10 protein-coding genes are annotated in these 14682 nt (G+C 71.8%); 3 read left to right on the top strand and 7 right to left on the bottom strand.

What is annotated here, in order from left to right:
* Positions 1–318 precede the first annotated feature (318 nt).
* Complete coding sequence (locus tag J8M51_RS32645; RefSeq protein WP_086758140.1) at positions 319–1806, top strand: FG-GAP and VCBS repeat-containing protein; 1488 nt, start codon at positions 319–321, stop codon at positions 1804–1806.
* A gap of 113 nt (positions 1807–1919) precedes the next feature.
* Here the strand turns inward: J8M51_RS32645 and J8M51_RS32640 are convergent, their stop codons facing one another.
* From J8M51_RS32640 to J8M51_RS32615, 6 genes are all read right to left on the bottom strand, one after another.
* Positions 1920–2738, bottom strand: coding sequence for an ABC transporter ATP-binding protein (locus J8M51_RS32640; RefSeq protein WP_086758138.1), 819 nt, complete (start codon positions 2736–2738; stop codon positions 1920–1922).
* Complete coding sequence (locus J8M51_RS32635; protein WP_086758136.1) at positions 2738–4594, bottom strand: dipeptide/oligopeptide/nickel ABC transporter permease/ATP-binding protein; 1857 nt, start codon at positions 4592–4594, stop codon at positions 2738–2740. The genes J8M51_RS32640 and J8M51_RS32635 overlap by 1 nt, the downstream gene beginning before the upstream one ends.
* Positions 4584–5615 (bottom strand): ABC transporter permease, encoded by a 1032-nt coding sequence (locus J8M51_RS32630; protein WP_086758134.1) that lies wholly within the window; start codon positions 5613–5615, stop codon positions 4584–4586. Before J8M51_RS32630 ends, J8M51_RS32635 begins: the two co-directional genes overlap by 11 nt.
* A complete protein-coding gene (locus tag J8M51_RS32625) occupies positions 5612–7039 on the bottom strand; it encodes an amidase (protein ID WP_216586234.1) in 1428 nt (475 codons plus the stop codon). Before J8M51_RS32625 ends, J8M51_RS32630 begins: the two co-directional genes overlap by 4 nt.
* Before the next feature lie 153 nt (positions 7040–7192).
* Positions 7193–8773, bottom strand: a complete 1581-nt coding sequence (locus tag J8M51_RS32620) for an ABC transporter substrate-binding protein (RefSeq protein WP_086762801.1) — start codon at positions 8771–8773, stop codon at positions 7193–7195.
* A 252-nt stretch (positions 8774–9025) separates the two neighbouring features.
* Entirely contained in the window at positions 9026–9643 is a 618-nt protein-coding gene (locus tag J8M51_RS32615) for a TetR/AcrR family transcriptional regulator (protein WP_086762803.1), read from the bottom strand.
* 840 nt (positions 9644–10483) lie between these two features.
* Here J8M51_RS32615 and J8M51_RS32610 point away from each other — a divergent pair.
* Positions 10484–11524, top strand: a complete 1041-nt coding sequence (locus J8M51_RS32610; protein ID WP_143673460.1) for an alpha/beta hydrolase — start codon at positions 10484–10486, stop codon at positions 11522–11524.
* A gap of 146 nt (positions 11525–11670) precedes the next feature.
* Complete coding sequence (locus J8M51_RS32605; protein ID WP_086763286.1) at positions 11671–14322, top strand: family 78 glycoside hydrolase catalytic domain; 2652 nt, start codon at positions 11671–11673, stop codon at positions 14320–14322.
* Here the strand turns inward: J8M51_RS32605 and J8M51_RS32600 are convergent.
* Positions 14298–14594, bottom strand: coding sequence for a hypothetical protein (locus tag J8M51_RS32600; RefSeq protein WP_086763284.1), 297 nt, complete (start codon positions 14592–14594; stop codon positions 14298–14300). The genes J8M51_RS32605 and J8M51_RS32600 overlap by 25 nt on opposite strands.
* Positions 14595–14682: the final 88 nt, after the last annotated feature.

The raw sequence follows: 14682 nt of genomic DNA, 5'->3' as shown, positions 1-14682 counted from the left end.
GGTGTGAGCGTTCAGGGCTCTCGCGGGGTACCCGGTCGTGGTCGGCGAGGTGTTCGACGAGGTCGGCCCGGGTGGGCGGCGAGCAGGGCGTGGGCGGTGAAGCGAGATCGACCACCCCGAGTGGGTCGGGGCGATCCGGTAGGCCGACGGTGACAGGCGCTGAACTCCCCGTGAAACCAAGAGAGTTCAGCGCCACACCTGTCTCCTCGGTTACGAATCCATGACATGGGGACGTACAACTGGCATCGCCCGGCTCGAGTCGTACCCACTGAACGCGGCCTTCCGCGTGCAGAACCGACCGACTCGAAAGGCTCACGTATGTCCCGAGCACACCGCCGAACCCGTACCGCGCTCACCGCACCCCTGGCAGCCGCGGTGCTGCTCGCCGGAGGATTCGGCGCCGTGGCTCTCACCGGGGGCCCGGCGCTGGCGGCCACCGGGTCCGCGGACACGCAGGACGACTTCAACGGCGACGGATACGCCGACCTGGTCGTGTCGGCTCCGGACGCCACCATCTCCGGCAAGGCCAAGGCGGGCTACGTGGCCGTCATGTACGGCTCCGCCGATGGGGTCTCCGCCGCCAACAGGAAGCTTGTCAGCCGCTCCACCAGCGGCGTTCCCGGCTCCGCCACCGCGAACCAGCGTTTCGGGACCAACTTCTCCAAGGGTGACCTGGACGGCGACGGCTTCAGCGACCTGGTGGTCTCGGGCGGCAGTCCCGGCTCCGTCATCCTCTGGGGCTCCGCCTCCGGACTCACCGGCGGCACGGCCGTACCCGGGTACGGGCAGTCCCCCACGACCGGCGACTTCGACGGCGACGGCAAGACGGACCTCGCCCTGTTCTCCTACCTGTCCGGTGCGGGCGACGACCCGGCGAGCGGTGACGCCACCGTGTGGAAGGGCCCGGTCACCCGTGCCGGACAGCCCACTGCCACCCTGCCGCTGCTGGACAAGGCCGACTGGTGGGGCTACGACGCGGGCGACGCGTCCTGCGCCACCAACGGCGGCTGCCAGGAGGACGGCGACTCGATCAGCGGGCCCATCCGCTCCACCCGGACCGGCGACGTCAACGGCGACGGCAAGGACGACATCGTCGCCTGGAAGTACGCGGGCGACGGCCAGTGGGGCAACCGTCTGTTCCTCGGCGGCGGCGGCACGGGCTTCACCAGCGGCTGGGTCCCTGCGGACGGCACGGCGACCGGTACGGGCACCGGCATCGGGGACGTGAACAACGACGGGTTCGACGACGTCGTGGTGGGCAACTACTGGAACGGCGGCAAGGTCCAGATCGCGTTCGGGTCGGCCTCCGGCCTGTCCGGGGAGCGCGTACAGACCTTCGACCAGGACCTGCCCGGCTTCCCCGGCGTGGAGGAGGAGGGCGACGGGATCGGCTCCACGGTCTCGGTGGCGGACGTCAACGGTGACGGCTTCGGCGACATCGCGCTCGGCATCCCGGGCGAGGACATCGGCGACATCACCGACGCCGGGTCCGTCGCCCTGGTCCCGGGCAGCGCCTCCGGTGTCACGGGCGCCGGTACGCAGACCTTCCACCAGGACACCGCCGGAGTACCCGGAGTCGCCGAGAACGACGACCAGTTCGGCGCGAGCAGCGCGCTGCTGGACGTCGACGGTGACGGCCACGCCGACCTCGCGGCCGGTTCCCCGGCCGAGAACGGCTGGAACGGCGCGGTCTGGGTGCTGCGCGGCACGGCGACCGGCCTCACGGCCACGTCGTCCCTCGCCTTCGGCGCCGGCGACCTCTCGGCGCCCGCCACGGGCGCCCACTTCGGCGCGCTCCTGCGCTGAGCGAGCCGATCGGGCAACGGGGGTTCGGTGGGGCGGCCTGGTGCCGCCCCACCGTCATGTCCGGCCGGCAGGGGCCGGTCGGCGGCCGGAAGTCGTACCGGTGTCCGGTCGATTCACGTCGCGGCGGGTTCGTCGAGGCGGAACCTCGGGTCGCCGGGGACGGACGCGAGGAGTTGGGCGGTGTACGGGTGGTTCGGTTTCGCGAAGGTGGTGCCGGTCGGGCCGAGTTCGACGAGGTCGCCGTGGAGCAGGACCGCGACCGTGTCGCTCACGTGCCGGACGACGGCCAGGTCGTGCGAGATGAACAGCATCGTCAGCGAGAGCCGGCGGCGCAGATCGGCGAGCAGGTTGAGGATCTCGGCCTGGGTCGTCAGGTCGAGGGCCGAGGTGATCTCGTCGGCGATGACGAACCGGGGACGCGGTGCGAGGGCCCGCGCGATCGCCAGCCGCTGCCGTTGGCCGCCGGAGAACTCGTGCGGGTAGCGGTCCATGGTGTCAGGATCGAGGCTCACCTGGACGAGCAGCTCGGCGATCCGGGTCCGGACCGGTTTGACCCTGGCCCGAATCGGATCAAGTGCCTCGGCGAGCGACTGCGCGACGGTGCGCCGCGGGTCGAACGAGGAGTACGGGTCCTGCGGAATCATCTGGACCGTCGTGGCTCCCGCCCGTCCGCGCGAGGTGCGCAGCGGGGCGCCGTCGACGAGGATCCGGCCGCTCGACGGCCGGTGGACGCCGACGAGTGTCCGCGCGAGCGTCGTCTTGCCCGACCCGGACTCGCCGACGAGGGCGAGGGTGCTGCCCCGGGGGATCTCGAACGAGATCCCCTTGAGCACCCTGCGGGCCGCGACGCCGTGGCCGAGTTCGACGGTGAGATCCTCGACGCGCAGCAGCGGGTCGGCCCCCTGCGGGTCCGGTGTGGCGGTGGCGGACATCAGCGGCTCCCTTCCGCGGCCGGGGGGCGGTCCGCGGCCTTGTCGAAAAGGTCGTCCGGCGGCGTCTGGTTCGGCTGCGCCGCCTGCGCGTCGGCCGCCCACCGGACCGCGCTGAGTGTTCCGCCGGCCTCCACCGCGGCGGGCGTCGCCGCGAGCAACGCGCGGGTGTACGGATGGGTGACCGTCCCCCGGCGCAGGTCGGCGCCCGTCGTCCGGTCGACGACCCGGCCGCCGTGGAGCACCAGGACGGTGTCGCAGAGCACGCCGACCACGCCGATGTCGTGCGAGATGAACAGCATCGCCGTACCGTGCTCGCGGTTGATGCGCCGGAACTGCCGCAGCACCTCCGCCTGGACGGTGACGTCGAGGGCCGTCGTCGGCTCGTCGGCGATGAGCAGCCGCGGGTTCGTCGTCATCGCGGAGGCGATCGAGGCGCGCTGGAGCATGCCGCCGCTCAGCTCGTGCGGGTGCTGGCGCAGCCGCCGCTCGGGCTCGGTGACGTGGATGTCGGCCAGGGCGCGGACCATGTCCCGGGCGGCCTGACGCCGGGGCGTCCCCTGATGCACGCGGGCCACCTCGGTGAGCTGGGTACCGAGCCGCAGCGCGGGGTTGAACGTGCCGATCGGGTCCTGGTAGACGATGCCGATCTCGGTCGCGAGGCGTCGCTCCGGCGGTGTGCCCAGCAGGTCGAGGTCGTCGAGGGAAAGGCGTGCCGCGTTCGCCCGCACCCCCTCGGGGAGCAGGCCCGCGACCGCCATGGCGATGGTGGACTTGCCCGAGCCCGACTCCCCGACGAGGCCGACGATCCGGCCGGCCCCGATGGTGAACGACACGTCGTCGACGAGTGTCCGGTCACCGGCCCGTACGGTCAGCCCGGCGACGTTCAGCAGGCCGTCCGGCTCCGTACCGGCTCCCGCTCCCGCCCCCGTAACGCCCGACGCCTGAAGCGCCCGCGCCGGAGCGGCCGTCGCCGCCGTGTCCGCCGTGTCCGCCGTGTCCGCCGTCCCGGTCGACGCGGGCGCCGTGCCGCGGGTTCGCGGGTCGACGAGCGAGGCCACGCCGTCTCCGAGGAGCATGGCGCCCACGCCGGTGACGATGAGCATGATCGACGGAGCGAGGACGAGCGACGGCTGCGCGAAGATCGACGGCAGCGCCTCGTTGAGCAGCCGGCCCCAGTCGTACTGCGGGTTCTGCACACCGAGGCCGACGAACGACAGACTGCTGATGTCGAGCAGGGACAGGGTGAAGCTCGAACTGAGGAGCACCAGCAGCGGCCCGCTGATGTTCGGCAGGACGTGCCGGCCCAGGATGCGCAGGCCGGGAACGCCGAGCAGGCGCGCGGTGAGCACGTAGTCCTTGTCGGCGACGGTCGCGGCGAGGTTCGCCGTCAGCCGTGCGAATCCGGGGACGCCCGCGACGGCGATCGCGACGATCGCGGACCCCGTGCCCGGTCCGAGCACCGCCGCGATGACGAGGGCGAGGACGAGCGAGGGGAAGGCCACCGCCGAGTCGATGAGCCGCAGGCTGGTCTCGCGCAGCCACCCGGGTGCGAGGTGGACCAGCGCGCCGAGCGCGACGCCGACGACGAACGACGCGGCGGTGGCGGCGGCGGCCATGAGCAGCGTGAGCCGGGTCGCGACGAGCGCCCGGGCGAGGACGTCCCGGCCGAAGGCGTCGGTGCCGAGGAGATGTTCGGCGTCGGGCCCGAGCCGGGCGTCGTCCGTGAGGGTCTCGGCGGAGCCGCTCAGCAGCAGCGGGGCCACGAGGGCGACGACGAGGAGCAGTCCGAGGATCACCGCGCCGGACAGCAGCGACGGGTTGCGGCGCCACCGGCGCACGGTCGTGTCAGTGGCCACGACGACCTCCCTCGAGCGTGCGGGGGTCGACGATCCCGAGGACGACGTCCACGAGGAGGTTGACGAGGAGGGCGAGCATGCCGACGACGAGGATGATGCCCTGGATCACCGGATAGTCCTTGTAGATGATCGCCTGGACGACCTCGGTGCCGAGCCCTGGATAGGTGAAGACGTTCTCCAGGATGATCGTCCCGCCGAGCAGGGACGTGAGGACGAGTCCGCTCAGGGTGAGGACACTCGTCACCAGGTTGGGCAGCGCGTGGCGCAGGTGGAGACGTACGGCTCCCAGGCGGTGGCCGCGCGCGGTCCTCATGTAGTCCTGGGCGAGGACGGAGGCCGTCTCCTGCCGGACGACCCGGGCGATGGCGAAGGCCGGGCCGACGCAGAGCGCGGCGATCGGCAGGACGAGCGCGCTCGGTGTCGTGGCGCCGCCGGACGGCAGCAGCCCGAGGCTGATGGAGAACAGGACGATGAGGAGGGTCGCGACGACGTAGACCGGTGCCGACGCGAGGAACCCGGCGACCGTGCCGAACAGGACGCCGAGCCGGCGGCGGCGTCCGTCACGGGTGAGGACACCGACGGTCATGCCCAGCGGGACGGCGATGACCAGGGAGAGCAGGACGGCCGGGATGACGAGCTGGACGGTGTACGGCAACCGGGTCGCGACGATGTCCGCGACCGGGGTGTCGAACCGGAACGAGGTGCCGAGCCGTCCGGACGCGATGTCGCCGAGGTAGTGGACGAACCGCGTGGCCAGCGGCTCGTCGAGGCCCAGTCGTTCGCGTATCGCCGCGAGCGTGGCCGGGGACGAGTTGGTGCCGGCGATCGCGCGGGCCGGATCCCCGGGCAGCAGGGGCACGATGAGGAACGTCACGAGGACGAGCAGCAGCATGGACATCAGCAGCCCGCCCGCCCGGCGGACGGCGAACCCGGCCCAGCCTCCGCTCAGCCGCAGTCGGGGAGCGCGCCGGACAGGGGCGGCGGACAGCGGCCCGGTCGGGACCGCGGACCCGGCGCTCACAGCGCCCCCGCGAGTGCCGCGTCGTCCGGGTGCCGCTCGTGCCAGCGGAACAGCGGTTCGAGCTGGGCGGACAGACGCAGCAGCGTCGCCTCGTCGTAGGGCGCGCCGACGAGTTGCGCGCCGACCGGCAGTCCGTCCGCGGTCGTGTGGACGGGCAGCGAGACGGCGGGCAGCCCGGCGATGTTGACGAACGCGGTGAACGAGACCATCCGGGTCTCGGTGGCCCGCGGGCCGTCCGGGTCGGAGTTCGCCTCGTCGTACACGGGGCCGACCGGCGGCGCCACGACCGCCGTGGTCGGGGTGAGGAGGACGTCGAAGTCCCTGCCCCACTGGGCGACCACATCGCGTGACTCGGCCTGCAGACGCGCCGCCGTCCGCGCGTAGTCGCCCGCGGTGACCTCGAGGGCGGTCTCGCGGCGGCGCCGGATGTAGGGGTCCACCGCGTCGGGATCGTCGACCTCGATGGCGTAGGTGGAGGCGCTGATGATGGTCCAGGTGAAGCCCATGATGGCGTCGTACGAGAACATCCTCGGACGGGCCTCGACGACGTCGTGCCCCAGGTCGCGCAGTGCCTGCGCGGCGGTCAACGCCGCCTTGCGGCACTCCTCGTCGACCGGCAGCCCGGTCGGCGCGTCGAGGAGCAGGCCGATCCGCAGCCGCCCGGGATCGGCACCGACCTCCTCGATGTACGGGCGACGCGGGTCGGGCGCGCTGTACCAGGCGAGCCGGTCGGCACGGCCCATGACGTCGAGCATCAGGGCCGCGTCGCGCACGGTGCGGGTGATCGCGCCCTCGGTCGTCGAGTGTTCCCAGCCCCTGACGAGCGCGGGTACGCGTCCCCGGCTCGGCTTGAGGCCCACGAGGCCGGTGACGGACGCCGGGACCCGGATCGATCCGCCGCCGTCGGAGGCGTGTGCCACCGGGGCGAGCCCGGCCGCGACGGCCGCCGACGCGCCGCCGCTCGACCCGCCGGAGGTGTGCGCCGGGTTCCACGGGTTGCGTGTCTTGCCGTGCCGGGCGTTCTCGGAGACGGTCAGGGCGCCGAACTCCGGTGAGTTCGTCCGGCCGAGGGGGATCGCGCCGGCGTCGAGGAGAAGCTGGACGTCGGGGTCCGTGACGGTCCGCGGGGTGTCCCGGATCGCCAGTGAGGACATCGTGTTGGGCTGTCCGGCGACGGAGTTGAGGTCCTTGATGGGGACGGGGACACCGTGCAGCGGGCCGAGCGGATCGCCGCGCAGTACCGCCTGCTCGGCCCGGACGGCCGCCGCGCGCACGGCGTCGGCGTCGAGCCAGACGACGGCGTTGACGGCGGGATTGATCCGCTCGATGCGGTCGAGGTAGGTCTCGGCCACCTCCACCGGGCTGACCTCTTTCGTGCGCACGAGGTCGGCGATCTGCTGGGCGGTGCTGAAAGGGTCGATCACCAGGGGGCTCCTGTCGGAACGGTGCTGGGGGCTCGGTGCGGAGAGCTCGGTGCGGAGGGCTGGGCGCAGGGCGCCGGAACGGCGCGGGGTTCCTCCTGCGGGACGCTCGGGTCCGGCCGCGTGGGTCTCCCCCGCGGCCGGACGGCGCGTCCGTCAGCCGGTGATGCGCAGGATGGGGTCGTCGAGCGAGCCGCCGAGCATCGTTGCGCTGAAGCCCTTGCGCAGGGCGTAGATGAACGGGTCGTTGACCAGCGGCACCGCGTCCACCTGCGAGATCATGGCCTTGGCGGCCTTCTGGTAGGCGGCGCAGCGGGCCTCTTCGGTGGTGGCCTCGGCGCCCTGGGCGAAGGCCTTGTCCAGCTCGGGGTTCTTCACCGCGCCGAGGTTGCCGCCGCCTTCGGGGACGGTCGGGCCCACGAAGTGGCCGAGCGGGTTGGCGAGGGTGCCGAGGAAGTTGAGGTCGGCGAAGACCGTGAGGTCCCAGGCGTCGGGCTTGCCGAACACGGTCCCGACCCAGGCCCCGACGTCGACGTTGGCGAGGGTGACGTCCGCGCCCGCGGCCCGCAGCGCCTCCTGGATGTACTGGTTTCCGGCACCGGCCGGCCCGACGACCTGGGGGCCGACGAGGCGGATCTTCTTGCCCTTGAGGACGTCCGCGGCGGCGGCCTTGTCCGTCGGTACGAGGAAGGAGGAGCCCGGGTCGTTGCAGGGGGTGCTCTTCTGCACGAACATCGTCGACGGCTCACCGGTGTCCTTCGAGACGACCTTGGTGAAGGCGGCGCGGTCGACGGCCTGGGCGACCGCCCTGCGGGTGGCGACGTCCGCGAAGACCGTGCCGGGTCGTTCGTTGAAGAGCAGGTAGAAGTCGGAGAACCGGCTGACGCTCACGGACTGGCCGTTCACGCCGTCGAAGCGCGGGATGCCGGAGGCGTCGATCTTGCCGATGTCCAGCTGGCCGCTCGTGACGAGGTTGCCGGTCGCCGTGGGGTCGGCCGAGACCAGGTACTCCATCGTCGCGGCGACCTTGCCGGGGATCTTCGTGCGCCAGGCCGGCCATGCCTTGTACTCCGGGCGAAGGGTGTACGCGTACGAGACGCCGGACTGGGACTTCTGAAGGAGGTACGGGCCGGACTGGGAGCCCTTGGCCTTGCCTGCGGCGAGGGCCTTGAGGTCCTTGAGTCCCGCCGGGCAGACGATGCCGGTGCTCGCGATCGACAGGCCCGTGGTCATGTCGCCCCATGGCCTGGCGAGCGTGATCCTCACTGTCCGCGCCGCGTCGTCGGCGCTCACTTTCACCTTGTTGCCGGGGCCGAAGACCGTGGGGAGATCGGGTGCCGCCGTCTTCGGGTCGGCGTATCGGTCGAGGGACGCCTTGACGACCGTCGGCGTGATCGGTGTCCCGTCGGCGCAGGTGGCGTCGGTGCGCAGGGTGAACGTGGCCGAGGTGGGCGTGCTCTTCCACTTGGTGGCGAGCCCGCCGACGAGCCCGCCGTCGTCCTTGCGCACGAGGGTGTCGTAACTGTTCCGGGCGAGTTGGTAGTCCGGCAGGGACAGGGCCTTGGCCGGGTCGAAGCCGGCCGGTACGTCGATCGTCGTCCGGATCTTCGTCGCCTTCGCGGCACCGCCGCTGCTCGGGTCTCCGGACGTGGATCCCGTGGTGGTGCAGCCGGCGAGCACGGCCGTCATGGCGACTGCCGCGGTCACGGGGACCGCGCGGGTACGGGTCTGGCGCATGGGTGCTCCTGAGAGGGATGTCGGGCGCCGCGCAGGCCGCACGGGATAGGGCGGGGGGAGCGCGAGCAGTTCAGGGCGGAGGCGGTGCGCGCGGCCCTCGTTGGGCGCCGCGTGGGAGCGAGCCGTGGAGCACTCGGTGTGGAGAGGATGCAGCCAAGTGAACGGCATAGTCAATAGCGTTAACTATGTTGGTGCATGCCGCTGCGGAACGTTGTCCGGAAGGTGGCCGTGCAGCGTGGAGGAGGGCGCGCGTCAGTCGCGCGGAAGCGTCGCCGCCTCGGCCTCGAGGGCCGCGAGGAGGATGTCCGTCTGCCGGCTGAAGACGTCGGTCATGTCGATGCTGCGCAGGTGTTCCTTCGCCGCCTCGGCGTAGGGATACGTGGCAGGATCCGCCGGCTGGTACTCCTGCACCCAGTTCACCTCGGTGCCGAACCGCTGGTTGACGAGCCGCCAGGCGTTGTTGCTCGCCATGGCGAGGATGAAGTTCGAGAACGCCTGGTAGTGCAGGACGGCCTCCCGGCCGCGCCAGCCGCCGCGGTGGAACGCTTCCAGGACGGCGTCCACGGCACGCAGCTCGTGCACGCCCCGGGTGACTCTCCCCATGCAGAGCGCGGCGGCGGCCGGGTGGCCCAGCGCGGTGTTCCAGGCACGGATCGCCAGGTCCCGCAGCGACTCGGTCCACGACTCGTGCGGCTCGTACCCCTCGAGGGAGATCCTGTCGAGCTCCTCCGCGACGGCGACCATGATGTGGTCGCGGCTCGCGAAGTGCCGGTAGACCGCGGTCGCGGAGGAGGACAGTTCCTTGCCGAGTCGCTGGAAGGTCAGCGCGTCCGGCCCGTCTTCGTCGAGGATCCGCAGCGCCGTCCCCACGATGAGCCCCTGGGAAAGCGTCCCCCGCTGGAGTCGCTTCGTCGACCGGCCGCCAACTGCCACTCGAACGCCTCCCTCGAACGGACGGCGAGCGTACGCCGCCGCGACCTGCGCCTTCTTACCGGCGACAAGGAGACCAGAGTATGCGACCGGTGTTGAGCGGATCGGCCCGGGCCCGGGCCCGGCCACCGGGGTGGCCAGGGCCCCGGCCATTCCTCCGTACGCGATTTCCCCACTTCGGCGACCCCCGACAAGTAACGCCGGCGCGCCGCGTGCGTGTCAGATCGCGGCGATGAATCCTCCGAACGGGGCCGTGTCGACGGTGAACTTGGAGCCGCGTGGGGTCGTCCGGCGCAGGGTTCGGTCGTCGGCGGAGGTGTCGGCGAACATCGCCACGGTGACACGGCGGTGTTCCGGAGTTGAATGATCTTGGAGGAATCGCCTACCAAACGAGCCGCGGGCGACCTTGGCGAGGCGGGTCGGGCCGGTCGGGCGGGTCGGGTCAGGGACGCCGAATCCGCTGATGCCCGGCGGATGGGAATGTCACAGTCAAGAAACCTAGTGACATTCGGGATTGGTGGCTATGGTGTGGCCCACGGAACACATTGAACCGGGTTGCATGAATCCGTCCCGTCGGTACGCCTCCGCGGCACCGCTCGTCGCGCACCCGGGCATCCGGGCATCCGGGCACCGAGATGAGACAGCCCGGCTTCTTCGCCGAACCGGTGAAGCCCTCGGCAGGGCTCTCTGCGACTCCGGAGTCCGACACCGAAGACCACCCAGCCTGTCGATGTCCCCACCTAATGTCTCGCCGAATGACTCGCCGACCCAGGAGCTCATGTGTCCACCTCCCATCGCTCACGAAGCCCACGCTTCGCGCTTGCCGGACGCATCATGCGGTGGCTGCCCGCTCCGCTGCTGCGGGCCGTCATGCACCGGCGGGCCGATGGAAAGGGGGCACCGATGCCGCCCTTCCATGATCTGGTGGCGTTCCTGGAGGCCATGGGCCCCGCCGCCGAACGCGTGATGTCCCGGAACGACGGCATCGACCTGCGGACGCGCTTTCCCGAACTGGCCGCCGTAAGCCATCGCCCACTACGGATCGGCCCGGCGGAAGTGCCCGCACGGGTGTACCGGAACCCGGACGTTCCAGCCAGGGCGGCCCTTGTCTGGGTGCACGGAGGCGCGTACGTCAGCGGAAGCCTCGACATGCACGAGTCGGACTGGGTGGCGTCGGCCCTCGCCGGCCGCGGCATCCCCGTGCTCGCCCTCGACTACCGCAAGGCTCTGCACGGTGTGCGCTATCCCGTGCCACGGGACGACGTGCTGGCGGGCTGGCACTGGGCCGTTGAGCACAGCGAGGAGGCTTTGGGCGTCGCGCCGGACGCACTGCACCTCGGCGGCGCCAGCGCGGGAGGGAACCTCGCAGCCTCCGCCACCCGGTATCTGCTGGAACACGGTGCCCCGCCGCCCCGCTCCTTGGCACTGGCCTATGCGACTCTGCACGGCTCCGTACCGGCGTGGGAACCCGCGGCTCTGGCCGCCGTGCGGGAGGCGACGCACGGCACCTGCTTCGAGCCGGACTGGCTGACGGACAAGAACCTCCACTACGCGGGCAAGGACCACTTCGACGATCCGGCGGCGTTCCCGGGCGAGGGCGAGCCCCTGCCCGGGCATCCGCCCACGCTCCTGGTGAATTGCGAGAACGACACGGTGCGGCCCTCGGCCGAGCGCTTCGCACAGCAGTTGGCCGCCGCGGGCGTCCCGTGCGGAGAGCACCTGCTTTCCGGCGCGTCGCACGGCTCGCTCGACCGGCCGACGGCACCGGACGGACAGGAAGCCCTCGCGCTGATCGAGGGCTGGATCACGGCTCATTCCTGAGCGCGATCACTCCGGCTGCCCGGCGAGGGCCCACCACTGATGGCCGGGACACCACCGCCGACGGCCGGGACACCACGTCAGCGACACGGCCCCGTCAGCGCACGCCCTCTCACACGAACGACCGCACCACGGCCAGGAGGCCAGACATGACCAAGCCCACCCATCTGCGCGTCGAGCACCTGGACGACGCCGTCCTGGGCACGGATCGAATCCGGCCGCGCCTGTCCTGGTGGCTGCCGGCCGGGAGCGCCCGGCAGTCCGCCTTCCGGATCCGTACCCGCACCTGGGACTCCGGGCGCCTGGAGGGAGACAGCGGCGTGCTGGTTCCCTACCCCGGCCCCGAGCCCGCGCCCGGAGAGCGGGTCACCTGGCAGGTCAAGGTCTGGACCGACCGGGGGGAGAGCGACTGGTCCGAGCCTGCCTTCTGGGAGACGCTCCCCTTCACTCCGGACGCCTCGCTCACGGCCCGCTGGATCGAGCCTGCCGAGGCCGAGCCCGCGGAGGCCGGACAGCGCCCCGCCCACCTGCTGCGCCACGAGTTCACCCTGGACGCGGCTCCGGTCCGGGCCCGTGTGCACGCCACCGCGCACGGCCTGTACGAGTTGTACGTCAACGGTGTCCGCGTCGGCGACCACGAGCTCTCCCCCGGGTTCACCGCCTACCGCTCCCGGCTGCATGTGCAGACCTACGACGTCACCGGCCTGCTGCGCCGGGGCGCCAACGTGATCGGCGCCGTCCTTTCCGACGGCTGGTTCCGCGGTCGCACCGGATTCCACCGGGTCCCCGACGGCTACGGCACGCGAACGGCCTTGTGGGCGGTCCTTCGCTGCGAAGCCGACGAGGCCACGACGGAGATCGCCACCGGCCCGGGCTGGCTCTCCCGCCCCTCGGAGATCGTCGCCGCCGATCTGATGGACGGGCAGGCCAGCGATCTCACACAGGCGCTGGAAGGCTGGGCGGAGACCGGGCTGGACATCAGCGGCTGGGCAGCGGCAGATGTCGCCGAGGGCAGGCTGTACGCCGACCCGGACCGGCTGACGACCAGCCCCGCACCACCGGTCCGCAGGGTCGAGGAGCTGCCCGCCGTGGCCGTCACCATGCCCGGGCCGGGCGTTCACGTCGTGGACTTCGGCCAGAACCTCAACGGCTGGGTACGTCTGTCGGATCTCGGTCCGCGCGGCACCGAGCTGACGCTCACCCATGGCGAGTCGCTGGACTCCGACGGTGATGTGACGACCGCTCATCTGGACGCGGTCGACGCCGGCAGTGGCGAGACATTCGGTGTGGGGCAGATCGACCGGGTGATCTCCGCGGGCCGCGCGCAGGATGTCTTCGAACCGCGCCACACCACCCATGGCTTCCGCTACGTCCGTGTCGAGGGCCACCCGGGTCCGCTGGCCGCGGAGGCGGTCCACGCCGTGGTCGTCCACAGTGACCTGCGACGTACCGGCTGGTTCCGGTGCAGCGACGACATGCTGAACCGGCTGCACGAGGCCGCCGTGTGGAGCTTCCGGGGCAACGCCTGTGACGTGCCCACCGACTGTCCCACTCGCGAGCGGGCCGGCTTCACCGGCGACTGGCAGATCTTCACCCCGGCCGCCGCATTCCTCTACGACGTGGCCGGGTTCTCGGCGAAGTGGCTGGCCGACCTGGCCGCCGACCAGTGGCCCGACGGCCGCGTGCCGAACTGGGCCCCGGAGCCGGGGCTCGCCCGGCACTCCGACCCCACCTACGCGTACATGAACGGCTCCGCCGGCTGGGGCGACGCGGCGGTCATCGTGCCGTCGCTCATCCACCAGCTCTACGGGGACGAGCAGATCCTCGCGGAGCAGTACGCGTCGATGGTCCGCTGGGTGGATTTCGCGGCGGGCGCCGCCCGTGACGCGCGCTTCGGTGAACGGGTCGCCGCCCGCCCGGAGCCCGCGCCGCACGAGCGGTTCCTGTGGGACTCGGGCTTCCACTGGGGCGAATGGCTGGAACCCGAGCAGGACGACGATGTCCCCTTCTACGCCCAGGACCAGGGCATCGTCGCCACCGCCTACCTCTATCACTCCTCGCTGCTGCTCTCCCGTGCCGCCGCCGTCGTCGGCAGACAGCAGGACGCCGACCACTACGGCGCCTACGCACGGCAGGTGCGGGACGCCTGGCGCACCGAGTTCATCCGTCCCGACGGCCGCCTCGCACGCGACACCCAGGCCACCTACGTCCGTGCCCTCGCCTTCGGTCTCGTACCGGAGGAACTGCGCGCGGCGACGGCCGAGCGCCTGGTCGAGCTGGTCCGCGAGGCGGGCGACCATCCCGGAACGGGCTTCCTGGCCACCCCGCACCTGCTTCCCGTCCTCGCCGACACCGGCCATCTGGACGTCGCCTACGACCTGCTGCTCCAGGACTCCACCCCGTCCTGGCTCGGCATGATCAAGCGCGGTGCGACGACGATCTGGGAGAACTGGGAGGGCACGGCACCGGACGGATCGGTCACCACGTCGCTCAACCACTACAGCAAGGGCGCCGTCGTCTCCTTCCTGCACCGCTACGTCGCCGGCATCAGCCCCCGCGAGGATGCCCCCGGCTACCGTCACTTCGACGTCCGCCCACGTCCCGGCGGCGGACTCACCGCCGCCGAGGCCGAGTTCGACTCCGTCCGGGGCCGTATCGCCGTGCGCTGGCGGATCGACGGCGGACGCTTCCACCTGGATCTGACCGTGCCACCCACCGCGTCGGCCACCGTCGTGCTGCCCGACGGAACCACCGGCGAAGCCGCGCCCGGTGACCATCACTTCACCTGCGCGATGAACTGACCGCCCAGCGGGGCCGCCGCAGAACCGAAAGAGAGCCGGAGCCTCACCGAGGCTCCGGCTCCTCTCTCTGCCGACCGGAGTCGTCCGCTGATCACCTCGTCCCCGCTCTCGGGGCCGCCCGCGAGCGCGACGCCGTCGACGGTCTTCCCCTCGGCGACACAGCTGATGAACGCGGCGCCGCGGGTGAGCGCCTCAGTGGCCTCCGGAAGGAACCCGGCGGCCACCTGCCAGGCGTGGAACATCCGCGGCCAGACCTCCAGTTCGACGTACACCCCCGCCCGCGCCGCCCGGGCGACCAGGGCCGGCTGGGCTCCCAGGCCGCGTACTCCGGCAGCCTGTCCGGTCGGGAATCCGCTGGGC

This window comes from Streptomyces griseiscabiei (assembly GCF_020010925.1).
GTDB classification, from domain to species: Bacteria; Actinomycetota; Actinomycetes; order Streptomycetales; family Streptomycetaceae; genus Streptomyces; species Streptomyces griseiscabiei.
Note: the sequence above shows the minus strand (reverse complement) of the source record. Positions and strands in the feature narration are given on the sequence as shown.